This is a genomic window from Mycobacterium pinniadriaticum, from assembly GCF_026242045.1.
Classification (GTDB): domain Bacteria; phylum Actinomycetota; class Actinomycetes; order Mycobacteriales; family Mycobacteriaceae; genus Mycobacterium; species Mycobacterium pinniadriaticum.
This window is the reverse complement of the sequence record NZ_JAPJDO010000014.1, coordinates 67,340-92,819: the sequence shown is the minus strand read 5'-3', so window position 1 is coordinate 92,819 and position 25,480 is coordinate 67,340. Positions and strand designations below refer to the sequence as shown.

Annotated in this window: 22 protein-coding genes, 1 tRNA gene and 2 pseudogenes; 10 read left to right on the top strand and 15 right to left on the bottom strand. The window is 66.7% G+C overall.

Annotated elements, in window-relative coordinates:
- Nucleotides 1-136: 136 nt before the first annotated feature.
- The 3 genes and pseudogenes from ORI27_RS17220 to ORI27_RS17210 all read left to right on the top strand — a co-directional run.
- Nucleotides 137-317: pseudogene (locus ORI27_RS17220) on the top strand (AMP-binding enzyme); the annotation flags it as partial.
- Nucleotides 318-420: 103 nt separating this feature from the next.
- Nucleotides 421-3,399, top strand: coding sequence for a protein kinase domain-containing protein (locus tag ORI27_RS17215; RefSeq protein WP_265998186.1), 2,979 nt, complete (start codon nucleotides 421-423; stop codon nucleotides 3,397-3,399).
- Nucleotides 3,377-4,243 (top strand): SDR family oxidoreductase, encoded by an 867-nt coding sequence (locus ORI27_RS17210; RefSeq protein ID WP_323055619.1) that lies wholly within the window; start codon nucleotides 3,377-3,379, stop codon nucleotides 4,241-4,243. Before ORI27_RS17215 ends, ORI27_RS17210 begins: the two co-directional genes overlap by 23 nt.
- A 228-nt stretch (nucleotides 4,244-4,471) precedes the next feature.
- Here the strand turns inward: ORI27_RS17210 and ORI27_RS17205 are convergent.
- The 3 genes from ORI27_RS17205 to ORI27_RS17195 all read right to left on the bottom strand — a co-directional run bounded on the left by ORI27_RS17205 (nucleotide 4,472) and on the right by ORI27_RS17195 (nucleotide 5,573).
- Nucleotides 4,472-4,562 (bottom strand) — tRNA-Ser (locus ORI27_RS17205).
- Nucleotides 4,563-4,590: 28 nt separating this feature from the next.
- A complete protein-coding gene (locus ORI27_RS17200; protein WP_265998184.1) occupies nucleotides 4,591-5,058 on the bottom strand; it encodes a nucleoside deaminase in 468 nt (155 codons plus the stop codon).
- Nucleotides 5,055-5,573 (bottom strand): tRNA adenosine deaminase-associated protein, encoded by a 519-nt coding sequence (locus ORI27_RS17195; RefSeq protein ID WP_265998183.1) that lies wholly within the window; start codon nucleotides 5,571-5,573, stop codon nucleotides 5,055-5,057. The genes ORI27_RS17200 and ORI27_RS17195 overlap by 4 nt, the downstream gene beginning before the upstream one ends.
- Nucleotides 5,574-5,669: 96 nt before the next feature.
- Between ORI27_RS17195 and ORI27_RS17190 the strand changes: the two genes are divergently transcribed.
- Nucleotides 5,670-6,614, top strand: coding sequence for a prephenate dehydrogenase (locus tag ORI27_RS17190; protein WP_265998234.1), 945 nt, complete (start codon nucleotides 5,670-5,672; stop codon nucleotides 6,612-6,614).
- Here ORI27_RS17190 and ORI27_RS17185 read toward each other — a convergent pair.
- The 5 genes and pseudogenes from ORI27_RS17185 to ORI27_RS17165 form a co-directional block, all read right to left on the bottom strand.
- Entirely contained in the window at nucleotides 6,577-7,179 is a 603-nt protein-coding gene (locus tag ORI27_RS17185; protein WP_265998182.1) for a putative glycolipid-binding domain-containing protein, read from the bottom strand. The two genes, ORI27_RS17190 and ORI27_RS17185, sit on opposite strands and share 38 nt — an antisense overlap.
- Complete coding sequence (locus tag ORI27_RS17180; protein WP_265998181.1) at nucleotides 7,176-7,964, bottom strand: ABC transporter permease; 789 nt, start codon at nucleotides 7,962-7,964, stop codon at nucleotides 7,176-7,178. The genes ORI27_RS17185 and ORI27_RS17180 overlap by 4 nt, the downstream gene beginning before the upstream one ends.
- Nucleotides 7,961-8,605 (bottom strand): ABC transporter permease, encoded by a 645-nt coding sequence (locus tag ORI27_RS17175; RefSeq protein ID WP_265998180.1) that lies wholly within the window; start codon nucleotides 8,603-8,605, stop codon nucleotides 7,961-7,963. Before ORI27_RS17175 ends, ORI27_RS17180 begins: the two co-directional genes overlap by 4 nt.
- 2 nt (nucleotides 8,606-8,607) lie before the next feature.
- Nucleotides 8,608-9,695: pseudogene (locus ORI27_RS17170) on the bottom strand (ABC transporter ATP-binding protein).
- Entirely contained in the window at nucleotides 9,696-10,649 is a 954-nt protein-coding gene (locus tag ORI27_RS17165) for an ABC transporter substrate-binding protein (RefSeq protein ID WP_265998179.1), read from the bottom strand.
- Nucleotides 10,650-10,790: 141 nt separating this feature from the next.
- Here ORI27_RS17165 and ORI27_RS17160 point away from each other — a divergent pair, with 141 nt between their 5' ends.
- A complete protein-coding gene (locus ORI27_RS17160; RefSeq protein ID WP_265998178.1) occupies nucleotides 10,791-11,168 on the top strand; it encodes a LapA family protein in 378 nt (125 codons plus the stop codon).
- 18 nt (nucleotides 11,169-11,186) lie between these two features.
- Here the strand turns inward: ORI27_RS17160 and ORI27_RS17155 are convergent, their stop codons facing one another.
- The 5 genes from ORI27_RS17155 to ORI27_RS17135 all read right to left on the bottom strand — a co-directional run bounded on the left by ORI27_RS17155 (nucleotide 11,187) and on the right by ORI27_RS17135 (nucleotide 16,315).
- Nucleotides 11,187-12,179: a magnesium transporter gene (locus tag ORI27_RS17155; protein WP_265998177.1), complete on the bottom strand. Its 993-nt coding sequence runs from the start codon at nucleotides 12,177-12,179 to the stop codon at nucleotides 11,187-11,189.
- Between the two features lie 45 nt (nucleotides 12,180-12,224).
- Nucleotides 12,225-13,259, bottom strand: coding sequence for a phosphotransferase family protein (locus ORI27_RS17150; RefSeq protein WP_265998176.1), 1,035 nt, complete (start codon nucleotides 13,257-13,259; stop codon nucleotides 12,225-12,227).
- Between the two features lie 13 nt (nucleotides 13,260-13,272).
- Nucleotides 13,273-13,881: a histidine phosphatase family protein gene (locus tag ORI27_RS17145; RefSeq protein WP_265998175.1), complete on the bottom strand. Its 609-nt coding sequence runs from the start codon at nucleotides 13,879-13,881 to the stop codon at nucleotides 13,273-13,275.
- Nucleotides 13,882-13,979: 98 nt separating this feature from the next.
- Nucleotides 13,980-15,140: an acyl-CoA dehydrogenase family protein gene (locus tag ORI27_RS17140; RefSeq protein WP_265998174.1), complete on the bottom strand. Its 1,161-nt coding sequence runs from the start codon at nucleotides 15,138-15,140 to the stop codon at nucleotides 13,980-13,982.
- A gap of 14 nt (nucleotides 15,141-15,154) precedes the next feature.
- Nucleotides 15,155-16,315 (bottom strand): CaiB/BaiF CoA transferase family protein, encoded by a 1,161-nt coding sequence (locus tag ORI27_RS17135; protein WP_265998173.1) that lies wholly within the window; start codon nucleotides 16,313-16,315, stop codon nucleotides 15,155-15,157.
- An 86-nt stretch (nucleotides 16,316-16,401) separates the two neighbouring features.
- On the opposite strand from ORI27_RS17135, the gene ORI27_RS17130 reads away from it, so the two are divergent.
- The 5 genes from ORI27_RS17130 to ORI27_RS17110 are packed head-to-tail and all read left to right on the top strand — an operon-like array spanning nucleotide 16,402 to nucleotide 21,121.
- A complete protein-coding gene (locus tag ORI27_RS17130) occupies nucleotides 16,402-17,445 on the top strand; it encodes a phosphotransferase family protein (RefSeq protein WP_265998172.1) in 1,044 nt (347 codons plus the stop codon).
- A complete protein-coding gene (locus ORI27_RS17125; protein ID WP_265998171.1) occupies nucleotides 17,446-18,204 on the top strand; it encodes an SDR family NAD(P)-dependent oxidoreductase in 759 nt (252 codons plus the stop codon).
- Between the two features lie 12 nt (nucleotides 18,205-18,216).
- Complete coding sequence (locus ORI27_RS17120) at nucleotides 18,217-19,524, top strand: acyl-CoA dehydrogenase family protein (protein WP_265998170.1); 1,308 nt, start codon at nucleotides 18,217-18,219, stop codon at nucleotides 19,522-19,524.
- The gene (locus ORI27_RS17115) at nucleotides 19,521-20,144 is read left to right on the top strand and encodes a TetR/AcrR family transcriptional regulator (RefSeq protein WP_265998169.1); all 624 of its coding nucleotides are present in this window, start codon (nucleotides 19,521-19,523) and stop codon (nucleotides 20,142-20,144) included. Before ORI27_RS17120 ends, ORI27_RS17115 begins: the two co-directional genes overlap by 4 nt.
- Entirely contained in the window at nucleotides 20,144-21,121 is a 978-nt protein-coding gene (locus ORI27_RS17110; protein WP_265998168.1) for an NADPH:quinone oxidoreductase family protein, read from the top strand. Before ORI27_RS17115 ends, ORI27_RS17110 begins: the two co-directional genes overlap by 1 nt.
- An 83-nt stretch (nucleotides 21,122-21,204) precedes the next feature.
- On the opposite strand, the gene ORI27_RS17105 is transcribed toward ORI27_RS17110, so the two are convergent.
- On the bottom strand, nucleotides 21,205-23,082 hold the full coding sequence (locus ORI27_RS17105; protein WP_265998167.1) for an alkyl/aryl-sulfatase: 1,878 nt from the start codon (nucleotides 23,080-23,082) through the stop codon (nucleotides 21,205-21,207).
- A gap of 78 nt (nucleotides 23,083-23,160) precedes the next feature.
- Nucleotides 23,161-25,104: an alkaline phosphatase family protein gene (locus ORI27_RS17100; RefSeq protein WP_265998166.1), complete on the bottom strand. Its 1,944-nt coding sequence runs from the start codon at nucleotides 25,102-25,104 to the stop codon at nucleotides 23,161-23,163.
- Between the last annotated feature and the right edge of the window lie 376 nt (nucleotides 25,105-25,480).

Genomic DNA, 25,480 nt, shown 5'->3' with positions numbered 1-25,480 from the left:
CCTAGGGTGAGTGCCGCTAGGTCACCGCAGGCCACACCCTCCAAACGCGCAGCCCACGTCCGCGAGGCCGTCCGGGCGCTGAGGAACGCGCGGCCGGTGGTCGGCTTGCGCCCGGACAAGCATCTGCGGATGGGTAGCCTTCGTGGTACTCAAGCCCACGGCGTCGGCCACCGCCGACATGCTCAGGCAACACGTCCGGGAACAACTCGCAAGCTACAAGGTGCCCGCGCGAAATCGTGTTCCTCGACGAACTGCCCCGCAATGCGGTGGGCAAGATCCTGCGTAGGGAGTTGAAGTCCCATCTCGTCAGCGCGTGACATCGGGTTATCACAATCTTCGGGACAGCACCCCGAAGAGGCCGATGTTCGCGCCGGAGGCGAGAAGGACAGCGATCCGTTCCGGACGCAAGCGGACCTCGGCTTGTCGATCGAGGGGCAATTGGGCGCCGCCGGATTCGACGATATCGACGAGATCGGCCGTGGCGGCTTCGGCATCGTGTTCCGGTGCACCGAGGTGGCGCTAGGGCGCATCGTCGCGGTCAAGGTGCTCACCGCCGACCTGCAGGAGGACCGCGAGCGGTTCTTGCGCGAGCAGCGCGCGATGGCGAAGCTGACGGGGCACCCGAACATCGTCGGGGTGCTGGAGGTCGGCGAGACCGCCGGCGACCATCCGTACCTGGTGATGCAGTACCACGCACAGGGGTCGCTGGAGGACCGGATCAAACGGCTGGGTCTGTTGCCGCTCGACGAAGCGCTGCGGGTCGGCGTGAAGATGGCGGGTGCGCTGGAGTCAGCTCACCGCCTCGGCATCCTGCACCGCGACGTCAAGCCGGCGAACATATTGCTGACCGCCTACGGCCAGCCGGCGTTGAGCGACTTCGGCATCGCGCACATCGCCGGGGGATTCCAGACCGCGGCAGGCAACATCAGCGGGTCACCGGCATTCATCGCGCCTGAGATCCTGGCCGGCGATCCCCCCAACCAAGCCTCGGACGTCTATGGACTGGGCGCCAGCCTATTCGCGATGCTGACTGGTCACGCAGCGTTCGAACGCCACGCCGATGAGCAGATCGTCGCACAGTTCCTGCGCATCGCCGGCGATCCGGTACCTGATCTGCGGGACCGCGGTGTCCCCGCCGATGTCGCCGCCGTCGTCGAGAAGGCGATGTCGCGCAATCCCGCTGATCGTCCGTCCGTCGTCGCGCTGGGCGAGGAGCTGCAACGGGTGCAGGCAGCCTACGGCTTTCCGGTCGACGAGATGGCCTTGCGGGACGGCGACCAGGATTCCGCCGATGGACATCGGGCCGACAAGCAACCCGCCCGAGCCCGCCGGGTACACGGGAGTCTGCCGGCCGAGATCACCAGTTTCATCGGACGTGACGTCGAATTGGGCCAGCTGGCAAGGCTGTTGGCGTCCTCGCGGATGGTGACGCTGATCGGGCTCGGCGGAGTCGGCAAGACGCGGCTGGCGCGGCGGGCGGCGGCCCAGGCCCAGGCCCAGGGCGACTTCCCCGATGGCGTACGGATGATCGAGATGGGTGAATTGCGTGACGGCTCACTGCTGGTCGACGTGGTCGCCGCGGGGCTGGGCCTGCGCGACGAGGCGGCCAGACCGTTACATGACGTCCTCGTCGACTTCCTGGCCCCGCGCCGGCTGCTTCTGGTGCTCGACAACTGCGAACAGCTTGTCGCCGACGTGGCGCGGCTGACCGAGGAACTGTTGAGGGAGTGCCCCCACCTGCGGGTCCTGGCGACCAGCCGCGAGCGTCTCGGTGTCTACGGCGAGGCCGTCGAAGTAGTTGCGCCACTGGCGTTTCCCGACATCGAAAGGATCCCCAGAATCGATTCCCTGGGCGAGTTCGACGCGATCGCTCTGTTCTGTGAGCGGGCGGCTGCTGCGGTGCAGGAGTTTCACCTCACGGAGGACAACAAGACGATGGTCGCGGGCATCGTGTCCCGGCTGGAGGGACTGCCGCTGGCGATCGAGCTGGCGGCGGCGAGGCTTCGTGCCATGTCCCTCGACCAACTGCTGGAACGCCTCGCCGATCGGTACCGGGTGTTGACGCACGGCAGCCGCGGAGCACCCAGACGTCAGCAGGCGCTCAGTTGGACGGTGGCGTGGAGCTACGACCTGTGCACTCCCGCCGAGCAGCGGCTGTGGGGACGACTTTCGGTCTTCGCCGGTGTTTTCGAACTCGAAGCGGCGCAATACGTCTGCGGCGCCGACGTGGACGAAGACGAGTTCTTGGACTTGGTGACGGCTCTTGTCGACAAGTCGATCCTGATCCGGACCGAATCCAACAATGTCGTCCGATTTCGGCTGCTCGAGACGCTGCGGGAATACGGCAGATTCCAGATCGAGCAGAACGCCGACTACCGGGATCTGCGGCTTCGGCACGCCGAGTGGTATCAGCGGCTGGCACGCGATGCATTCGACGGGTGGTTCAGCCCACGCCAACTGGACTGGCTGGACCGCATACGGCGGGAAATGCCGAACATCCGAGAGGCGCTGGAGTTCAGTCTGTCTGAGGACGGGACGACAGCGCTTGGGACCGCCGCCGCGCTACAACCCTTTTGGCTGTGCCGCGGAATGCTGCGCGAGGCGCGGCACTGGACAGATCGCGCGTTAGATCGTGCACCGCGGGAGCCGACCCGTGATCGGGTGCAGGCATTGTTCAGCTCTGCGCTGATCATGCCGCTGTACGGCGACTTGTCCGGGGGAGCGGCTCGGGCAGCGGAGGCGCGAGCGCTGGTGGAGAAGACCGATGATCCGGTCGCGCACGCAGGAGTTTCGATGGCCGATGGCATCGAGGCGATCATGCGTGGCGACTTCCACAGTGCCACAACCCATCTGGAAGAAGCGCTGAAAGCCAGCGACGACCCCAATATGCAGGTCAATGCGATGCTCCTACTCGGCTGGGCCCTGGAATTTGCCGGCGACACCCGGCGCGCGCTCAGCTGGCAGGAGAAGGCGCTCGCCCTGGCGACATCTCGAGGCGAGAAGATCTATCGGTCATATGCGCTGTGGGAGTTGGGAATCCGCTGGTTGCAGCACGGTAGGACCGGACAGGCCGAGGAGTTACTACAGGAGGGCCTGCGGTTTGCGCAACAAATCGACGATCAACGCAACGCCGCCGGTTGTCTGGAGGGTCTGGCCTGGATAGCCGCGCGACGGGAAGAGCTGCGTGCTGCCACCGTGATGATGGGGGCCGCTGACGCGCTTGCCCGAGCGGTCGGCAGTGTCGCGGTTCCACTTCCCCGCCTACAGGACCTGCACGCCGACTGTGAGCGCCGTGCCCGCGAAGCACTCGGCTGCGACGAATTCACCGGCGCGCACAACGAAGGAGGCGCCATGAGCCTCGACGAGGCGGTCACCTATGCGCTCGACGGGCATATCTAGGATGCCGAAACTGGCGGTCATCACGGGAGGGGCCGGTGGCATGGGGCTGGCAACCGCCCATATCATCGGCCGGCACAGCGCCGTGCTCATCAGCGACGTCGACCGAGGGCGCCTCGACGCCGCCCAGCGCGAACTCGTTGATGCGGGAGTGGAATGTGAAGCCGCCGAGTGCGATATCACGGATCGTGAGTCCGTGCGCCGGCTCGTGAACACTGCTCGACAGCTGGGCGTCATCACTTCGGTGGTCCACACCGCCGGTGTGAGCCCGGGCATGGGATCGGCCGACTTGATCCTTCGGATCAACGCCGTCGGCACGGTTCTGGTCAACAGCGCCTTCTACGAGATCGCTGAAGAGGGCATGGCCGTTGTCAACGTGGCTTCCGTTGCCGGGCACCAACTCCCGGAAATCCTTGCGCCGAGGCATCTGTACACGCACGCATTCAGTGACGTCGGCCGGTTCCATTCAGACCTGCTGCGGCTGTGCAGTGTGATCCCGGGCAGGATGCGTCCGGAACTGGCCTACGTGCTGAGCAAGAATTTCGTCATCTGGTACAGCAAGGCCTTCGCTGCGCAGTTCGGCGGCAAAGGTGCGCGGGTGGTGTCGGTCTCCCCCGGCTCGTTCGACACCCCGATGGGAAAGCTCGAAGAAGATGCCGGCGCCGGCGCGCTGGTTGAACTCGGCGCGATCAAGCGTTTCGGCCGCCCCGCCGAGATCGCCGAGTTGCTGGCTTTTTGCGCCGGCGACAAGCCGGGTTACCTCACCGGGACGGACATCATCTGCGACGGCGGCGTGACGGCCGCGATGACCGTCAAGGCCGCGCTGAGGCTGGCGCTATCGCGGTAAACCCGGGTTGATCAGAGGTTACTTGGGCACACCTCAGCGACGATGACGCTGGACACCTATGTGGACCTGTTTGACGACGACTTGGACGCTGTCGTGGCCACGCTGCAGGCCCGCTCCTCACGCGAAGTCTCCCAAGATTGTGGGCAACATGTGGGCACAGCACCTCAAACGAGGTGGTCAACAACCGTAGAAATAGCTTTTTTAGCAGCGCAAACACGTTTGCAGCTATGGCGGTGGCGGAGGGATTTGAACCCTCGGACGGGGGTTACCCGTCACACGCTTTCGAGGCGTGCTCCTTAGGCCGCTCGGACACGCCACCGCCGAAGAGCTTACGTGTCGCGGCCGGGCTAACCCAAATCGCGCTGGCGGGCGAAAAACCCCTCCAGCAGCGCGGCGCATTCCTCGGCCAGCACTCCCCCGCGTACCTCCGGCCGATGGGTCAGCCGCCGGTCGCGCACCACATCCCAGAGTGAGCCCGCGGCACCGGTTTTCGGTTCCCACGCCCCGAACACCACCCGGGACACCCGGGCCATCACCAGCGCACCGGCGCACATGGTGCACGGTTCGACGGTCACCGCGAGCGTGGTCCCCTCCAGACGCCAGCCGTCGCCATAGACCCGGGCCGCCGCCCGCAACGCCAGGATCTCGGCGTGCGCGGTCGGGTCACCGAGTTGCTCGCGGGCATTGGCCGCCCGGGCGAGCTCAACCCCGTCCGGGCCGAATACCACCGCCCCAATCGGGACATCCTCGGGACCGGCCAGGCCCGCGGCGGAAATCGCCGCGTGCACAAACCGCTCGTCCTGCGACTGGCTCACCGATCGAGACGGTCGAGCACGGCGGCCAGCTCGTCGGCGAAACCCATCTCCCGCGCGATCCGGCCGAGCTGCTCGTCGGCATACAGGTCGGTCTCGTCGAGAATCACGCTCAGCACCGGCTCGGGCAAGCCGATATCGGCCAGCACGCCTAGGTCACCCTCCTCGAAAGGGTCGGCGTCCTCGAGGTCTTCGGGTGCGATGTCGGCGTCCAATGTCTCCAGCGCCTCGGCGGCGATGTCGTAATCCAGCGCCGCCGTCGCGTCCGACAACAACAGCCGGGTGCCCGCCGGGGCCGGCCGTACGATCAGGAAGAACTCGTCGTCGATGTCCAGCAGCCCGAATACCGCACCGGCGCTACGTAATTCTCGCAACTCCGTTTCGGCAGCGGTCAAGCTGGTCAGCACCTTCGCGCTCATGGCGGAGCAACGCCACTTGCCGTCCTCGCGAACCACGGCCACCGCGAAACCGTCCGGGGTCTCCGACCCCGGGCTGTTCTGGGCCCGCTGTGCTTCCATGGGCCGATACGGTAGTCCCTGATCAGGCATTTTGACCAGGTACCCATCGGCTGTGCCGTGATGGTGTGCCAACCTGGACACGTGACGAAGACACCCGTGTGCGTCCTCGGGCTCGGCCTGATCGGCGGGTCGGTGTTGCGGGCAGCGACAGCCGCCGGCCGGGAGGCATTCGGGTACAACCGATCCGTCGAGGGCGCCCGGGCGGCCCGGATGGACGGCTTCGCCGCCACCACCGATCTGACCGAGACGCTGCGGTGGGCCGCCGACCATGAGGCGCTGATCGTCCTGGCTGTTCCCATGCCCGCGGTGTCAGCACTTCTGGGCTACATCAAGGACATCGCCGCCGGCTGCCCGCTGACCGATGTCATCAGTGTCAAGGGTGCGGTTCTCCGCGAGGTGCGCGCGGCCGGGTTGCTCGACCGCTATGTCGGCGGCCACCCGATGGCGGGCACCGCGCACTCGGGCTGGAGCGCGGGCGACGCGCGGCTTTTCGTCGGCGCGCCCTGGGTGGTGGGCGTCGACGACCACGTCGATGCCGGGGTCTGGGCGCAGGTGATGAACCTGGCGCTGGATTGCCACGCGGTCGTGGTCCCCGCCAAGTCCGATGAGCACGACGCGGCGGCGGCGAGCATCTCGCACCTGCCGCACCTGCTTGCCGAAGCGCTGGCCGCGACGGCCGGCGAGGTTCCGCTGGCGTTCGCGCTGGCGGCCGGTTCGTTCCGGGACGGCACCCGGGTCGCAGGCACCGCACCCGACCTGGTGCGCGCGATGTGCGAAGCCAACGCCGATCAGCTCCTGCCGGCTCTGGATCACGCCCTGGGCCTGTTGAATCAGGCCCGCCAGTCGTTGGCCGAGAGAGGTTCGGTGGCCGATCTTGTCGAGGCCGGCCATGCCGCCCGGGCCCGCTATGACAGCTTTTCGCGCCCACAAATCGTGACGATCGCCATCGGTGAGGAGAACTGGCGTGACGAGCTGGCCGCCGCGGGGCGGTCCGGCGGCGTGATCAGATCCGCTTTGCCAGGCCCGGGTAATCGACGATGAACCCGTCGGAGTCGACGGTGATCGTGGTGTCGGCGACCGGCGAGTGCAGCTTGATGCCGTCCGCGCTGTCCACGCCGGCGCTGCTGTAACTGATCGACGCCTGCTTGACGGTCAGGTCGGGCAAACTCACGTACACGACCGGCAGAGTCACAGACTCGGCCCGCCGGTACAAACCGGTACGGCGGATCGGCAGCGCATTGAAGAACGGGCTGAAGACGACGTCGACGTCGAGCGCACCCTCGTAGGAACCGCGGGACTGACCCTGATGGTCGGTGACCAGCCACATGTTCTCCTCGTCGCGGGCGATCGACAGCTGCCGATCCCGCTCGGCGAGGGTCACGCTCAGCGACAGCCGCTTGGTGGCGCCGGACTCGTCGGTCACCAGGTCGTAGGACGCGCTGAAGGACGGGTGGGTCGCACTGGCGGCGGCCACGATGCGGCCGTAGGCCTTGATCCGGTTGCCCGATAGCTGGACCCGGGTCGATTCCATCTGCGAAGCGTCGTGCGCGCGCCAGGTCAGGATCGCCGGCCAGGCACTTTCTGTCGCTTCATGGGCAGCACTCACCCTTCTACCGTATGCGACGGACTGCCCCGTTCGTAACCAGGTGGCGAAGTGCGGCCCTTCCGTGACACGGGCGCGTGCGCATCGAAACTCACTTCGTCGTCGAGCAACGGCTGCGGCATCCTGCGGAACCGCCCGGTGCCGGGCACCGATGCCCACACGGCCAGGGCCAGCAGGCCGTCGAGCACCAAGGCCAACACCGTGACCAGCAACGCCCCCACCAGGGCCAGATAGAACTGACGGACCTTGATTCCGTCGATCAGGTAGCGCCCCAGCCCGCCCAGGCTGGCGTAGGCGGCCACCGTCGCGGTCGCGACCACCTGCAGGGTCGCGGTGCGCAGCCCGCCCACGATGAGCGGCAGCGCGTTGGGCACCTCGACCCGCAGCAAAATCCGGGTCTCGGTCATTCCCATCGACCGGGCGGCGTCCACCACCGTCGGGTCGACGTTGGCGATGCCGGCGTAGGTGCCCGCCAGCAGCGGCGGGATGCCCAGCAGCATCAGCGCGACGGTCGGCGGCAGTAACCCCAACCCCCACAGCAGCACCCCCAGCAGCAGCACGCCCAGGGTGGGCAGCGCACGCAGCGCGTTGACCCCGGTGACGACCAGGAAGGTACCGCGCCCGGTGTGCCCGATCAGCATCCCGATCGGGATCGCGATCAGCGCTGAGCAGACGACCGCGACCGCGGTGTACTGGAGATGTTCGAGAATGCGCATCCCCAGACCGGCCTTACCTTCCCAGTTGGCGGCGGTGAAGATGTAGGCGAGCGCCTGATGCAGGAAGTTCATCGGCTCGCCTTGAGCCGGGTCCACGGGGTGATCAACCGGCCGGCCAGCAGGATGAGCACGTCAATGACGATCGCCAGCAGGAAGATCGCGATGATGCCGGCGACGATCTGGTCGCTCTTGTCAGCCTGATATCCTTCGGTGAACCAGGTTCCCAGCCCGCCGATCCCGATCACCGAACCCACCGACACCATCGAGATGTTGGTCACCGCGACCACCCGCAGACCGGCGACCAGAACCGGAATTGACAGTGGTAGTTCGACTTTGAGCATCCGAGCCAGCCTGGTGTAGCCGACGGCCGTCGCGGCGTCACGCACCTGGGCGGGCACGGCATCGAGCGCCTCGGGAACCGCACGCACCAGCAGCGCGGTGGTGTAGAGGGTGAGCGCGACGATGACGTTCGCCTCGTCGAGGATGCGGGTCGGGATGATCAGCGGCAGCACCACGAACAGAGCCAGCGAGGGGATGGTGAAGATGATGCTCGCCGTGACCGTGGTCAGGCGGCGCAACGCGGTGGTCCGCCACACATAGGCGCCCAGCGGCACCGCGATCAGCAGACCCAGCACCACCGGGATCAGGGACAGCCGAAGATGGATGACCGTCAGCGCCCACGCCTTGTCGAGATGGGTCAGCAGATAGTTCACGCTCAGCTGCCCCGCAACACGGCCAGAACATCGTCGGCCTTCACCCCGCCGATCACCTGACCGCCGTCATCGACGGCCACCCCGAGCCCGGCCGGCGACGACAGCGCGGCATCGAGCGCCAGCCGCAGCGTCCCGCCCGGACCGAACAACGATCCCCCGGCGATACTGCTGTCGTACAACGAGCTCCCGCCGCGATGCAGTTGCACACCCTCGGCATTGATCCAGGCGTACGGCCGGCCGTCGTCCTTGAGCACCAGCCGCCAGTCGCCGGAGCCGAGCGAAAGCCCGTCGATCTCGCCCTCGGTGACGGTCGCGATGTCGTGCAGCGGCAGGCCGGTGGCCGCCCGGAACTGCAGACCGCGATATCCGCGATCGGCGCCGATGAACCCCGACACGAATTCGTTGGCCGGGTTGGACAACAGCCGCGCCGGCGCATCGTATTGCTGCGGGTGCCGCCGGGTCCGAATACCGCGACGCGGTCGCCGAGCTTGACCGCCTCGTCGATATCGTGGGTGACGAACACGATGGTCTTGTGCAATTCGCTTTGCAGACGCAGGATTTCGGCCTGCAGCTCGTCCCGCACGACCGGGTCCACCGCCGAGAACGGTTCGTCCATCAGCAGCACCGGTGGGTCCGCCGCCAGCGCCCTCGCCACACCGACGCGTTGCTGCTGACCGCCGGACAACTGCGCCGGATAGCGATCCCCCAGCTTGGGGTCCAGGCCCACCCGCTCCAGTACCTCGTAGGCGGCTCTGCGGGCCGCTCGCCGGGGCTGACCCTTGAGCACCGGCACAGTCGCGACATTGTCGATCACTCGCTGATGCGGCATCAGGCCGCCGCTCTGGATCACGTAACCGATCCCGAGCCGCAATTTGACCGGGTCGACGGCGGCGATGTCGCGCCCGTCCACGGTGATCGTCCCCGAACTGGGCTCGATCATCCGGTTGATCATCCGCATCGACGTGGTCTTACCGCAGCCAGACGGCCCGACGAAGACCGTCAGCGTGCCCGTCGGCACCTCCATGCTCAGATCGTCGACCGCAACGGTGCCATCCGGGTATGCCTTGGTGACCGTCTCGAAGGTGATCATCTATTTCCCGATCGGCTTGTCGAAACCGTTGTCGCGGATCCACTGTCGGGCGGCTTCGTCGGGGTCGACCCCGGAGTTGCCGGACACCGCGGTGTTGAGTTCGATGAGGCCCTGCGTGCTCAGCTTCGCCGATACGGCATCGAGCACGGTTTTGAGTTCATCGGATTTCTTCTGGGAACTGACCAGCGGCACGACATTGGCGGCCAGGAAGTTGTTCTTTGGATCCTCCAGCACCACGAGGTTGTTCTGGCCGATCGCGGGCGATGTACTGAAGATATCGGCGGCGGTGACAGTGCCGTCCACCAGCGCGCGTACGGTTGCCGGCCCGCCACCGTCGCTGATTGCGATGAAGTTGTCCGGCTTGATGTCCAGGCCGTACTTCTCTTTCAGTCCGGGCAGTCCCTCGGTGCGGTTCAGGAACTCCGACGGGGCGCCGAACTTGACCTCCGCCGAATGTGCCGCAAGATCGCCGATCGTCTTGAGATTCCATTTCTGCGCGGTGGATTCGGAGACCGCGACCGTGTCGGTGTCGTTGGCCGGTGACGGATTCAGGATGGACAGATCACCGGGCAACGCCCGGAACAACGCCAGCACCACCTCGTCCGGCGTGGTCACGGTGGTCTTTGGATCGAAGTACTGCAACAGGTTTCCGGTGTATTCGGGCACCAGATCGATCGAGTGGTCGCGCACGGCGGGAATGTAGGTTTCGCGGCTGCCGATCCCGAATTGCCGTCCGACGGTGAATCCGTTGGCCTCCAATGCCTGAGCATAGATCTCGGCGATGATCTTCGATTCCGGGAAGTCCGCGGAGCCGACGACGAGACTCTTCAGATCACCCGAGGCCGAGCCGCCACCAAGCGGATTCGCACTGCCGCACGCCGCCACCACGGGCAACATCACCGTGAGCAGAATCGCCGCCAACCACAGTCGCTTTCCGCTCAGCGACGCATTCATTGAGCGTCCTTTCACCCGGCCCGTTCCACCGACAGTAACGGCACTGCCCGAGCGCCGCCCAGGTTTGGATCACCGCGGACGACATCGGCTCGCTGTGCCGTGGTTGTTTTCTTCTGGACCCGAAAGGGCAAAGATGGAGCAATGACCAGTGAACCGTCGGGCCCGCCCAACGAGCCCACGCCGCCGGTTCCACCGGCGCCCCCGCCACCGCCGCCGGACCCGCCCGTGTCCGGTGCGGCCAAGCCGGTATCGGAAGTGACGTTCACCCGTGCCGCAGCGCTGTGGTCGTCGGTGATCGTCGGGCTGCTGATCCTGACAATCCTGCTGATCTTCATCGCCCAGAACACCGAGTCGACGTCGTTCGCCTTCCTCGGCTGGCATTGGTCACTGCCCTTGGGGGTGGCGATCCTGCTTGCGGCGGTCTGTGGTGGCCTGGTGGCGGTCCTGGCCGGGGCCGCGCGGATCTTCCAGCTGCGCCGCGCCGCGAAGAAGAATCTCAAAGCGGCCCGGAAAAACTAACCGGGCGGGCCACCGGATCTACCCGGTGACGAGCGCGGCGGCCAACCCCAGGTAGATCACCAACGACAGCAGATCCTGGACGACCGTGGCCAGCGGTCCCGACCCGAAGGCGGGATCCTTGCCGAGTCTGCTCAACAGCCAGGGCAAGATCAGGGCAACCGTGCTGGCGACGGCGCAACTGCACAGCAGCGCCAATGACACGGTCAGCGCGACCGCGCTGTCGGCGAAGAGCCAGAGGCTGAAGGGCAGGAACAGGGCCGCGACGATCGCACCGATCAGCGTGCCCGCCACGACTTCCTTGGCCACGAAATGCCGCAGAGGAACACCCACCGACAGGCCGCGCACCGCAAGTGTTTCGGTCTGGGTGCCGACGGCGTCGGCCATGTAGACGATCGCCGGCATGAAGAACGCCAACTGCACCGTCTCGGCGAGCTGATGCTCTCTGGCACCCACGAACCAGGCCGACAGCATCGCACCGACGAGGCCGAACGCCAGCCAGGGCAGCCGGTGGATCAGCCGGCGACCCACTCGCTCCTCGCTGGCCGTACGCGCTTCCGAACTGGTCGCCATCACACCGACGACCCGGGACAAATCCTCTTCGTGTTCCTCGAACAGGACGCTCATCATCCGCCGTGGCGGGATCAGGCCGATCAGCTGCCCTTGCGCGTCGACGACGGGCAGGCTGGTTTCCCCGTGGCGCAGCATCGTCCAGGACGCGACTTCCTGATCGGTATGCGGGCCGACCGCGGGAGGGTCGGCATCCATCAGGTCCGCCAGCCGGGTCCCCTCGTCGGCGGCCAGCAGCGCCTCCATGGTCACGATGCCGACCAGCCGACCGTCACGGCACACCGCGATGTCGGCAACACTGTCGAAGGTGCGGCCCATCATCGCGGCTCTGGTGTCACCCGCCGTGTCGTCGGGGGCGCCGATCGGAACAGTCCGTGCGGCATGGCTCATGGCCTCGCCGATCTTGCCCGCCAGCGTGTTGATGGAACCGGCCGATTCAGTCACGGTGAAAAGTGTCCACACCGGCTGCCAAGACCGCGCACCGGGTGGTCAGCGGCCCTCGCCCAGAGTCTCCAGGCCGCGGCTGATCAAGACGGCGACGGCCTCCCCCGCCCGGTCGTCACCATCGGCGGCGTTGGCAGCCACACGTTGCCGGAAGTCGATACCCGCGACGATGATGGCCAGTTTGAAATAGCCCAGCGCCATCTGAAAGTCCCAGTGCGCCAGAGTGTTTCCTGACGCAACCGCGTAGCGGTGCGCCAGCTCGTCCGACGAGGGCATCTGCGGGGCAGTCCACGATTTCTGCTCGTGGGTGATCAGGTCGAGCACCGGATCGCGTTGTACACACATCACCGCGACATCCGAGAGCGGGTCGCCGAGAGTGGACATCTCCCAATCCAGCACGGCACGGACGACCGTCGGGTCGTCGACGTCCAGAACGGTGTTGTCGATGCGGTAGTCACCGTGCACGATCGAGGTGCGACTCTGCTCCGGCACCGCTGCGGCCAGCTTGGCATGCAGCCGCTCGACATCGCTGTCGCGGGTGTCGTCGGGCAGCCGGACATGCTGCCATTGGGAGCCCCAGCGTCGCACCTGGCGTTCGAGATATCCGGTGGGCTTGCCGAAGTCGCCGAGGCCGACGGCATTCGGATCGACCTCGTGCAGGTCGACCAGGACCCGGATCAAGCTGTCCACACACGCGCTGACCACGTCGGGGCCGCCGAGCGCGTCGAGTTCGGCACGACTGCGGACCACCTGTCCCTCCACGAAATCGACCATCTGGAACGGCGCACCGAGCACGGTGTCGTCGTCACTCATCGTGACCGCGCGCGCCACCGGCACCCGGCTGTCGGCCAGCGCTGCCACCACGCGGTATTCGCGTCCCATGTCGTGGGCGGACGGGGTGAGGCCGTGCAGCGGCGGGCGGCGCAGCGCCCACTTGGAGACGTCGTCGAAGACCAGGAAGGTCAGGTTGGACCGCCCGCCGGAGATGAACTGCCCCCGCAGCTCCCCGCCGCGCGGGATGCCCACTGCACGCAGATGCCGGTCCAATGCCGCCAGGTCGAGCCCGTCCAGTGAGGTCATCGATCATGTATAGCTAATAGCGCTGATTGCGCGGCAACAGATCCCAAACATGCTCGGTGCTGTTGACGGCCGCCACGGTGCCCTGCCCGCTGCGGGCGTAGAGCAGACGCGTGATCGACACATAGTCGATCGGAAACGACAGCAGCCGTCGGGTGCCCAGGAGTTCGTGCAGGATCACGTTGATCACTCCGCCGTGGCTGAACACCGCCACGGTGTCGTCATGCCCGGCATCTGCGACGATGTCCGCCATCGCCGCTCTCACCCGGCCGCGGAACTCGTCCTCGTCGACAGTGCTGGGCAGCCGCCCCTCGGCCATCCGCGCCCACTCCTGCGGCCGCTCGGCGCGCACCTGCTCGATCGGCACGTAATGGGACAGCCCGCGGTCGTACTCGGCGAGCCGCTCGTCGATGTCGAGGGTCAGGTCACGAGCCGCGGCGACCGGTTCGGCCGTCTGGAGCGCCCGCCGTTGCGGGCTGCTCACCAGCCTGGCAAGCGGGAACCGGGCCAGCGCCTCGGGCAGCCGACGGGCCTGGTGCCAACCCTCCTCGGACAGTTCGGGGTCCGCCCCTTCACCAGCCTCGGTCCGGTGTGGCAATGCGTGCCTGACGAGCAGCAACTGCATGAGCGAGATGGTCCTTTCACGCGCCGAACGTGGGCGCTGTCGGTGCTATCTCAGTCGGTCGCCAACGATAACCCGCACGCTCGGTGTTCGAGTATCGCCTACCGCTTGACCGGTGGCGCGTAGGCCACCCGGCCCAGGCCGAGGATCTGCTGGGCGATCATATTGCGGAAGATCTCCAGCGTTCCGCCGTAAATGCCGGTGGGCGAAGCCAATCGGAAGATGTACTCCGCACCGCCGTCGTCGGCGGCACCGGTGGTACCGACGGGCAGACTGGCGGCGGTACCGAGGATGTCCATCAGATCCGGTGCGGTGTCCCGCATCGTCTGGGCGATCGCGACCCGGCCGGACATCGCCGGGGCGCTCATCGCCACCTCCAGCCGGGCGGCGGCGCGCCCCAGCCGGTACGCCACTGACTCGTCGTCGATCCGTGCGACCGCGGCGACCCGGTCGACCACCTCGGCCATCAGCAGGATGTGCTCGGTCATCGTGGCCAACTTCTCCAGGCCCTCGGCATTGCGTTCGACGGTGCCGTGTTCGGAGTTGAGCGCATCACGCAGCACCGTCCAGCCGCCGTTGACCTCACCGACGCGGTACTTGTCGTCGACGCGGACATCGCTGTAGTAGGTGATGTTGGTGCGGTCCCCGTCGACCGTGCGGATTCCCTGGACCTCCACTCCGGGCGAGTCGAGCGGCACCAGGAACATGGTCAGGTTCTTGTGCTTGGGCGCCTCGGGATCGGTATTGGTGATCAGGAAGACATAGTGGGCGTTGTGGGCGTTCGAGGTGAACATCTTGGCGCCGTTGATAATCCACGCGTCGCCATCGCGCACCGCCTTGGTCTTACAGGTGGCGACGTCCGACCCACCCTCGGGCTCGGTGTAGCCCAGGCACAACCGGGTGCGACCGGCAAGCACCGACGGCAGAATCTCGGCGACCAGTTCCGGGCGAGCGAACTTGACCATCGCCTTGGCCACCATCATGGTGGTCGGCCAGTGGAACCACGGGGCGTGCGCACGCCCGATCTCCAGGTCGAAAATCCTGCGCTGTACCGCGCTGAAACCGCCGTCGGCCTCGGTGTGGAAATCCCTGGACAGGTACCCCAGATCGGCCAGCGCGAGATGAACGCCCTCGTGGAAGTTCTCGCCGGTCTCCCGGTCGTGGGCGATGACATCGTCGGTGATCAGACGAGCCAAGTCCGCTCGCAGGGCGCGCTGGAATTCTTCGTCCTCGGCAGACAACCGGACCCGGGAGAAATCCATGACCGTTACATTACTCAACGCTGTTGTAACTCCGCCAGGATCTCTTCGGTGTGCTCGCCCAGCTTCGGGGCGGCCCACCGCGGCGCCCACGGGGTGCCATGGAAGTCCGCCGGAGTCGCGACCATCGGCAATGACCCGCCGTCGTCGGGAACGTCGACCAGGCCGCCCGCCGCGTGGAATTGCTCATCGCCGAGCACATCCTCCATCGAGTTCACCGGGGACCAGAACAACTCCGGTTCGGCGTCGAACGCCTCGGCCCACTCGGTCAGCGTTCTGGTCGCGAAGATCGCGTCGAGCGTGGCGATCAGTTCGCGGGAGTTGATCGCACGGTCTCGGGCGGTGGCGAACCGGCTCTCGGTCAACCATTCCGGATGGCCAACCGCCCGGCACAGCGATGGCCAGTGCCGGTCGGCCTCCAGCCCGACGATCCAGAACCGCTTCCCGTCGGCCGCCAAGTAGTTGTTCATGCACGGGTTGAACATCGACTCGCGCTGCCCGATCGCGATGGGCCTGCCGGTGAGCAGGAACGTGTTCAGGTCGAAGCTCACGGCGTAGGTGCCCTGCCGGTACAGCGAGGTGGTCACCAGCTGGCCCTCGCCGGTGCGGGCGCGCGCCACCAGTGCGGCGTTGATCGCCGCGGCCAGCGCCATCCCCGTCATGTGGTCGCCCATACCGCCGCGCTGGAACGGTGGGCTGTCACCGGGACGGGTGAGCAGGTCGGCAATCCCCGAGCGGGCCCAGAACGCCGCGACATCGTAGGCCGGACGGTTGGTTTCGGGTCCCGTCTCGCCGTACCCGGTGATCAGCCCGTACACCAGCCCGGGGTTGAGGGCGGCGACGTTCGGATAGTCCAGGTCGAGCCGGCCGAGCGCGTCGGGCCGCACATTCGTGATGAAAACGTCTGCGCCGGAGATCAATTGGCGCGCTGTCGCCAGACCGCCGTCGGTGGTCAAGTCGAGCACGATGCTGCGCTTGGACCGGTTGTCCATCTCGAACGGCGGGTTGGCGTCGTCGTCGAGACCGAGCATCCGGCCGAACAGCCGGCCGGGGTCTCCGGTCGGCGGTTCGATCTTGACGACGTCGGCGCCCCAGTCCGCGAGGATTCCTCCTGCGGCCGGTCCGGCGACCCACACACCGAGCTCGACAACCCTGATGCCTTCCAGCGGTCCGGCCATCGCCGCCCCTTTCGCTTGCGTTGGCCAAAGGCTAGTGGTTCCACGCTTGGAGAATGCTATTCTCCAAATAGAGACTGAGGAGTTCCATGACGAGAACCGATAATCCCGTTGGCCTGGACACGGTGGCGCTCGGCCGGTGGCTCGACACCCAGGACGCCCCGGGTGCCGGCGAGGAGCCCGCCGTCGAGGTTCTCAAGGGCGGCTCGCAGAACATGCTCTTCCGGGTCAACCGCGGCGGTCAGGGCATGGTGCTACGGATGCCGGGCCCCCGCGCCGATGAGCGCCGGCTCGGCGAGTTGCTGCGTGAGATCCGGCTGGAACGCGCCCTCAAAGGCACCGACGTGCCGCATGCCGAACTGGTCGCCGCCGACGAGAGCGGCGAGGTCCTGGGCAAGCCCTTCTACCTGATGAAGGAGGTCGATGGCTGGAGCCCGATGGAGGGCGGTTGGGAGGCTCCGTTCGACACTGACCTCGAGGCCCGCCGCGACCTCGCCTTCCAGCTGATCGAGGGAGCGGCGAAACTCGGCCGGGCGGATTGGAAGGCCCAGGGACTGGAGGGGTTCGGCAAGCCCGACGGCTTCCACGACCGCCAGGTGGACCGCTGGCTGGCGTTCCTGTCCTCGTTCCAGGTCCGTGAACTGCCGGGCCTGGACGTCGCCTCGGAGTGGTTGCGCAACAACCGGCCCGCACACTTCACGCCGGGGATCATGCACGGCGACTATCAGTTCGCCAACGTGATGTACGCCCACGGTGCGCCGGGGAGGCTGGCGGCCATCGTGGACTGGGAGATGACCACCATCGGGGATCCGCTGCTCGACGTCGCGTGGGCGCTGCTCGGCTACGACGGCGAACACCCGAAGGACACCGGCTTCTACCTGCCGATGGAGGGCATGCCGACCCGCAGTGAGCTCCTGGCGCATTATGAGAAGGTCAGCGGTCTGTCCACCGAGAACATCCATTACTACCTGGTGCTGGCCAACTGGAAACTCGGCATCGTGCTGGAGAAGACGTACGCCGCGGCGGTCAACGGCGGTAAGGCCGACCCGAAGGTGACCGAGGCGTTCGGCGCGATGGTGCCCGACCTGATCGCGACCGCGGCCCGGCTGGCGCAGTCCGGCGAGGCGGCCTGAATGGGCTACGCAGACGAGCTTTTCGACCTCACCGGCCGCGTGGTTCTGGTCACCGGGGGCAGCCGTGGGTTGGGCCGCGAGATGGCGCTGGCCGCCGCACGCTGTGGCGCCGACGTGGTCATCGCCAGCCGCAAGTACGACTCCTGCGTGGCGACGGCCGAGGAGATCGAGGACCAAACCGGCCGCATCGCTATGCCATATGGCGTTCACGTCGGCCGCTGGGACGAACTGGACGGGTTGGTGCAGGCGACCTATGAGCGGTTCGGCAAGATCGACGTGCTGGTGAACAACGCGGGCATGTCACCGACCTACGACAAGCTCACCAACGTCAGCGAGAAGCTGTTCGACGCGGTGGTCAACCTCAATCTCAAAGGACCGTTCCGACTTTCGGCGTTGGTGGGTGAGCGCATGGTCGCCGACGGCGGCGGGGTGATCATCAACGTCAGCACCCACGGCTCGTTGCGGCCGCATCCGTCGTTCATCCCGTATGCGGCGTCCAAGGCCGGGCTGAACGCGATGACCGAAGGCCTTGCCGCCGCGTTCGGGCCGACGGTGCGGGTCAACACCCTGATGCCGGGACCGTTCCTGACCGATATCAGCAAGGCTTGGGACTTCGGTACTGAAAACCCCTTCGCCCGCCACGCCCTGCAGCGCGCCGGTGAGCCCGCCGAAATCATCGGCGCCGCACTGTTCTTGATGTCCGACGCATCCAGCTTCACCACCGGCTCGATCCTGCGGGCCGACGGCGGTATTCCCTAAGGAGGCAAGAGCATGGCATGGGACTTTTCCACCGAACCGGAGTTCGAGGAGAAGCTCGAGTGGATCCGGAATTTCGTCCGCGAAGAGATCGAACCACTCGAGGTGATCTTTCCCGGTTGCGAATTCCTTCCGCTCACCGACGAGCGCCGCCGGATCATCGACCCCCTCAAGCAGCGGGTCCGGGATCAGGGCCTGTGGGCGCCGCACCTCGGGCCCGAACTCGGTGGCCAGGGTTTCGGAGCGGTCAAGCTCACGCTGATCAACGAAATCCTCGGCCGCGCAACATGGTCCTCGATCATCTTCGGCACCCAGGCACCCGACACCGGCAACGCCGAGATCCTGGCCCGATTCGGCACGAGTGCGCAGAAGGACCGGTACCTGATCGGGCTGCTATCGGGAGAGATCTTCTCCACCTTCTCGATGACCGAGCCGCAGGGCGGCTCCGATCCGCGGGTATTCACCACCCGCGCGATCCGCGACGGTGAGGACTGGATCATCAACGGCCACAAGTACTGGTCGTCCAACGCCTCGGTGGCGTCCTTCTTCATCGTGGTGGCCATCACCGATCCCGACGTTCCGGTGCACAAGGGGGCGTCGACGTTCCTGGTGCCGGCCGACACGCCGGGAGTCACCATCGAAGCCACGCACCACCTGGTCGGCTCCCACGCGCACGACCCCGGCCACTCGCTGGTGCACTACGACAACGTGCGGGTGCCGGCCTCGGCGATGCTGGGTGGAGAAGGGCAGGGCTTCCACGTCGCCCAGTCCCGGCTGGCCGGCGGCCGGTTGCACCATGCCATGCGCTCGATCGGGGTGGCCCAGCGCGCCATCGACATGATGGCTCGGCGGGCGAAAAGCCGCTTCACCCAGGGCAGCCTGCTGGCCGACAAGCAACTGATCCAGGAGTTCGTCGCCGACTCCTTCGTCGAGCTGACCCAGTTCCGCCTCATGGTGTTGCACGCCGCCTGGCTGGTGGACACCGCCGGCGAACGGGCCGCCCGCGAGGAGATCTCCGCGTGCAAGATCGCGACCGCGAACGTGCTCAAGTCCATCGGCCTGCGAGCGATCCAGGTACACGGCGGCCTCGGCCTCACCGACCAGATGCCGTTGACCAGTGTGCTGTTCGGCGGGATCACGCTGGGACTGGCCGACGGACCGACCGAGGCACACAAGGTCAACCTGGCCCGCCAGATCCTCAAGGAGTACGAAGCCGAGGACCCGGTCTGGCCCAGCGAGTTCCTTCCCAACCGCATCGAGCGGGCCCGCGAGAAGTACGGCCACCTGATCGATCGCATTCCCGCGCTGCCCGTCTCGCCGTGAGCAGCCGCGCCGCGGCCGCCGTCGTACGGGCCCTCGACGACCGACAGCGGGAGGCCACCGAGGAGGTGGAGCGCATCCTGGCCGCCGCCATCACGGTGATGCAGCGGGTCGCCCCCAACCCGCCGCGGGTCAGCGACATCATCGCCGCCGCCGGAGTGTCCAACAAGGCGTTCTACCGGTACTTCGCCGGCAAGGACGACCTGCTGCTGGCGGTCATGGAACGCGGTGTGGGCCTGGTGGTTTCGTATATCGAACACCAGATGGCCAAGGAGAGCACACCGGAGGGCAAGATCACCCGGTGGATCACCGGGGCACTGGCCCAGGTGGCCGACCCGGAGTTGATCGGCATGAGCCGCGCCGTTGTCGGCCAGATGGCGGATTCGGACAAACGGCGACTCGGCGAGGAGGAGACCATGGCCGCCATGCGCGACCTGCTGGTCGAACCGATCCGCGATCTGGGCAGTACCGATCCCCAGCGTGACGCCGACGCGGTGTTCGTGTGTACCGTCGGCACGATGCGCCGCTATGTGGACTCCACCGACCAACCGGGCCGCAAGGACATCAGTCATCTCGTCCGCTTCTGTCTGCGCGGCCTGGGCGTTCCGGACGGGATGCGCTGATGCGCGCCGTTGTCTGCCGCGAGTACGGCACCCCGGAGGACCTTGTCCTGGTCGAGCTGCCCGATCCCACACCCGGCCCCGGGCAGGTGGTGGTCCGGGTGCGGGCCGCCGCCGTCAACTATCCCGACGTGCTGATGATCGCGGGCAGGTATCAGATCAAGGTGCCGCCACCGTTCAGCCCCGGCAGCGAGATGGCCGGCGAGGTGCTTGCCGTCGGCGAGGGGGTCGTCGATTACCAACCCGGCGACCGGGTGTCGGCGACCACGTTCGTGGGTTCCTTCGCCGAGCAGGCGGTGGTGGACGCGCGCGGGCTGACTCCGGTTCCCGACGGTGTCGACTATGCCGACGCCGCGGCGTTCGGCGTCACCAACCGGACCGCCTACTACACCCTGCGTACCGTCGCCCCGGTCCAGCCGGGTGACTGGGTCGTCGTGCTCGGTGCCGGGGGCGGGGTGGGTCTGGCTGCGGTCGACATCGCGGTCATGATGGGCGCCAAGGTGATTGCCGCGGCCTCGGGCCCGGAGAAACTCGAGGTGTGCCGGCAACGCGGTGCACAGGCCGTCGTCGACTACGACCGTGAAGACCTGAAGGCCCGGCTCAAGGAGATCACCGGGGAAGGCGGATCACAGATCGTCGTCGACCCGGTCGGCGGACCCTACTCCGAGCCGGCGCTGCGCAGCCTGGGCCGCGGCGGCAAGTTCGTCACGTTGGGCTATGCAGCGGGCTCGATCCCCGCGATTCCGCTGAACCTGGTGCTGTTGAAGGGAATCACCGTGCAGGGCATGGAGATCCGGACCTTCATGATCGACTACCCCGACGAGATCGCCCGCGACGACGCCGAGCTTGCCCAGTTGTTCGCCGAGGGACGGCTGCGCCCCTATATCGGTGCGCGCTTCCCACTGGACCAGGCGGCCACCGCGCTGCGGTACGTCGCCGACCGCAAAGCGATCGGCAAGGTCGTCATCGACGTGGCGTGAGGTTCCACCGTCCCGGCGAGCAGACAGAAAATCGCACATTTTCAGGGCGTTTCGTGCGATTCTGCGTCTGCTCACCGGGAAGACTACGGCGTGATGATGTTGAAGCTCGGGTCGGGCCGGTCGAGCACCCCGAGCAGCGTCTGCAGAGCCGAGGCGTCACCGCTGATGTCCATGCCCGGTGAGGCGAAATCGCCTGCCGCGACAGCCAATAACCGCAGCTTGCTGGCCAGCCGAACGGTGACGGTCGCGGTCGATTCCTCGGCCGGGCACTGTCGGTAGACCAGCACGCCGTTGCGCAGGGTGAGCCGATAATTGGTGTCGAGATCGGCGAAGGTCATATCGATCGCGATCTCGAGGTCCCAGGCCCGCGGCCCGTTCACGCTGATCGCCAGGACATCGAACATCTGCTCCGGGGTGAGCTGAGCGAGCAGAGTCGTCGGCGACACCTGGGTGGGCGTGCCGAAATTCCCGTCGCGCAACTCGGTGGCCCCGGAGAGGAAGAAGTTGCGCCACGTCGCGCACTCGGCGCCGTATGCCATCTGCTCGAGGGTATCCGCGTAGAGGGTCCGGGCACCGGCATGGTTCTCGTCGGTGAACATCACGTGGTCGAGGAGCGTTACCGCCCAACGGTAGTCACCACCGTCGAACGCCGTCCGGGCGAGTTCGACCACCCGATCGACCCCGCCCATGGCCTCGACATAGCGCGGGCCGATCGCCTCCGGCGGGTGCGCCCACAGTCGCCCGGGGTTGCCGTCGAACCACCCCATGTAGCGCTGATAGACGGCTTTGACGTTATGGCTGACCGAACCGTAGTAGCCGTGGGCGTGCCACGCCTTGTCCAGCGCGGGCGGCATCTGGAAGGTCTCGGCGATCTCGATACCGGTGTAGCCCTGGTTGAGCTGCCGCAGGGTCTGGTCGTGCAGGTAGGCGTAGAGATCCCGCTGTAGGGAAAGGAACTCGACGATATTGTCGTGGCCCCATGTCGGCCAGTGGTGCGAGGCGAAGACCACATCGGAGCGATCGCTGAAGGTGTCGATGGCTTCGGTGAGATAACCCGCCCATGCATGCGGATCGCGAACCAGCGCCCCGCGCAGGGTCAGCAGGTTGTGCAGGTTGTGGGTGGCATTCTCGGCCATGCACAGTGCGCGGAATTTCGGGAAGTAGAAGTGCATCTCGGCGGGTGCCTCGGTACCCGGCGCCATCTGGAATTCGATCTCGATGCCGTCGATGGTGTGCTTCTCACCAGTAGTGGTGATGTCGACGGTGGGCACGATGATGGCCACCTCACCGGTCGACGGGGTCTGCCCCAACCCGCAGCCGACCTGCCCCTGCGGTCCCCGTTCCAGGACCGCGCCGTACATATAGCCCGCCCGGCGCGCCATCGCGGTGCCGGCGTAGACGTTCTCCTGGACCGCGTGCTCGGTGAATCCTTCCGGGGCCAGCACCGCGACCTTGCCCGCGTCGACCTCGGCCTGAGTGGTCACTCCCAGAACACCACCGAAGTGATCGACGTGGGAGTGGGTATAAATCACCGCGACGACCGGCCGGTCGCCTCGGTGCGCCCGGTAGAGCGCCAGCGCGGCCGCCGCGGTCTCGGTGGAGACCAGCGGATCGATGACGATGATGCCGGTGTCGCCCTCGATGAAACTGATGTTGGACAGGTCCAGCCCGCGCACCTGGTAGATGCCCTCGACGACCTCATAGAGGCCCTGCTTGGCGGCCAGCGTGCTCTGCCGCCACAGGCTCGGATGAACCGAGGTCGGCGCGTCACCGGTGAGGAAGCCGTAGGCGTCGTTGTCCCACACCACCCGCCCGTCAGCCGCCTTGACCACACACGGCGCCATCGCCGCGATGAAGCCGCGGTCAGCGTCGGCGAAGTCGGCGGTGTCCTCGAACGGCAGCGACTTCAGGTGCTCGGCATGGGCAGCTTCGATGGCCGCGGCGGGTGGTTTGTGATCCATACCCCGAATCCTTGCGCAGAGCGCCAACCTTGGCACACGATTGCCCCGATCGCGAACAACGGGGCGATCGCCGGGACGCTAGACCAGCACGTCGCCGGCGGAAGTGCCGCTCTGATCGGTCCAGAAGCCGTTGAGCGGCTCGGCGTACTTGTCGTTGTTGGTCATCGTCGGCAGCCCGAGGGCCTCCTCGATGGTGCGCAGCGTGCTGTAGTGGTCGTAGCGGTCGGTGACGACAAAGGCACCGCCACGCATACCGCCCTCGCTGACCGCGAGCGGCGACGGGATCACGACCGTGACGACGTGGTTCCCCTCGTTGCCGATACCCAGCGTGATGTTGTTGTTGTCCTCGTCGAAAGTGACGATCAGCACGGACTTCGTCGTGGCCCAAACCTCGGAGTTCAGGATCGTCGGCACGTTCTCCTGCAGGAACTGATCCAGCGCCGGCACGTTGTACTGGTGGCGTGGGTCGATCTGCCCCAGCACGAAGTGCGCGACGCCGCTCAGGCCGTCGACCGGGCCTTCGCCGTTGGAATCTTCGTCCGGGGCGAACCACACGAAGTCCGGTGTGGTGGCGTCCGATTGGAGATCGACGGCCATCTGGGACAACGGCAGAATGTGCTCGGCGGCGTAGGACGGGTTGTCGCCGATTCCGGCGAACACCGGCCAGGGTGTCTGGTCGGTCGAATAGTCCCCCGACGACACCAAGGGGTCTTGACCCGGCATCAGGCTCTGGGCGTAGGCCGCCCACGTCTTCCCGGCGGCGTCGATGTTGAAGGCCAGGTTGTTCGGTTCGTCGATGCAGACCGACTCGCAGTTGTAGGTCTTGCCGAAGACCTGTCCGCCGGCTATCGCGTAGTAGTTCGGCAAGCTGGGGTGGGTCACCCCGTAGTAGTCATCGGCGAATCCGTAGGCGTTGATCAGGCTGTTGAGGAACGGCGCGTTGGAGCTTCCGACGATGCTGTTGTAGCCCTTGTTCTCCATGTAGACCAAGAACACGTGGTCAAGCTGCCCGACATGGGACACCGGCGGTGCCGGGTCGGCAGGCGCGGGCAGATCGGCACCGATGGTGAACGAGATGTTGTCGGCGTAGGCGTTGTTGTATCGGGCGGTGAAGCCGAACACCACCGGATTCAGGTCGTGGAAGGTGAGCGTCACCTCGGCACTGCGAGTACCCACCGGTATGGTCCCGACGCTGGTGCGCTGCCGGAACCCGGTCAATCCCCAGCGTTCGAGATTGGTGACCGGCCCGATGGTCGAGCTACCGAGGTAGAGCTGATTCTGGTCGAGGAAGGTGACTTTCACGGTGGCGAACGACGGGTCCAGCAGGTAGCCGCCCAGATATCCGCTCAGGTTGAACGCTACCGCGCCGCCATCGATTTCGGCGCTGGCGTCGCTGAGATCCACTGATTGGGACAGTGCGGAACTCGCGACGTTGCCACCGCCGAAGAACTGGTTGCCGCCGTTGGGGGGTGCGGCGTTGGTGCCCGGGAACGACAGGAACGGCGGAAGGTTGGGCCAGGCGAAGCTCAGTCCGATCGGCCAGGAATTGCGGAGCTCTCCGTACTGGACCACCGTCGGAACGCCGGTCGCCGTCCACCCGGGCACGCTGACCGTGCTGTTGCCCAACCCCGCCGCATCGCCCAACTCCGCACCCGGATTGACCAGAAGGTTGGGGCTGGTCGTCTCGCTGGTTGTGACTGCACCGGTGGAGCCGGCGGACAGGCCACCCGCGAGGCGCTGCAGCTCGCTGCCCACCAAGGACAGGACAGACCAGACCAGCGGCGCCTGCGGCGGTGTGCCACCATTCCCGTTACCCAGCAACGATTTCAGTGTCGAACTCAACCCCTCCAGAACCACGCCTGGGGCGGGTAGCTTCGTCGCGCCGGGTGAGACCGGGGCAACGACCCGCGCCGGCCGCCGCGAGGTACCCAGGGTGCTTGAGGTCGGCGCGGGCACGGTAGTGGCCGCCGAAATCGGGTCGGCGGACGCCGGAGCGTCCGCGTCGTGACTGACGGTGTTCACCGCCGCCGCAGTTGTTTTGGCGCCGGTCGAGATGTGACGAGGCTTCGCCGTTCTTCCGCCTGCGAGGACGGGGGCCGCAGCCGCTGTCCGACCAGATCTACCAGCTGACGGCGACACCCCGGTGGCAGCGCGTGGTCCCCTGGTTGCCGCACTACGGCCTGTCCCTGCTGCCGGCTTCGAGCTCGATGCCGCGCCGGACGAAGACGATGCGCCGTCGGGCTGGGCGAAGGCACACGGCGCGCTCGCCAGCGCCGTGCCGACTCCCAGCATTACCGCCAGTGCTCCCAATCTGCCGATGTGTGCGGCATGGCCCACGACGGTGCTCCCTCCATCAGATCGCCGGATAGCGTCTCAGATGGTACGGAGGTGGAGCGCC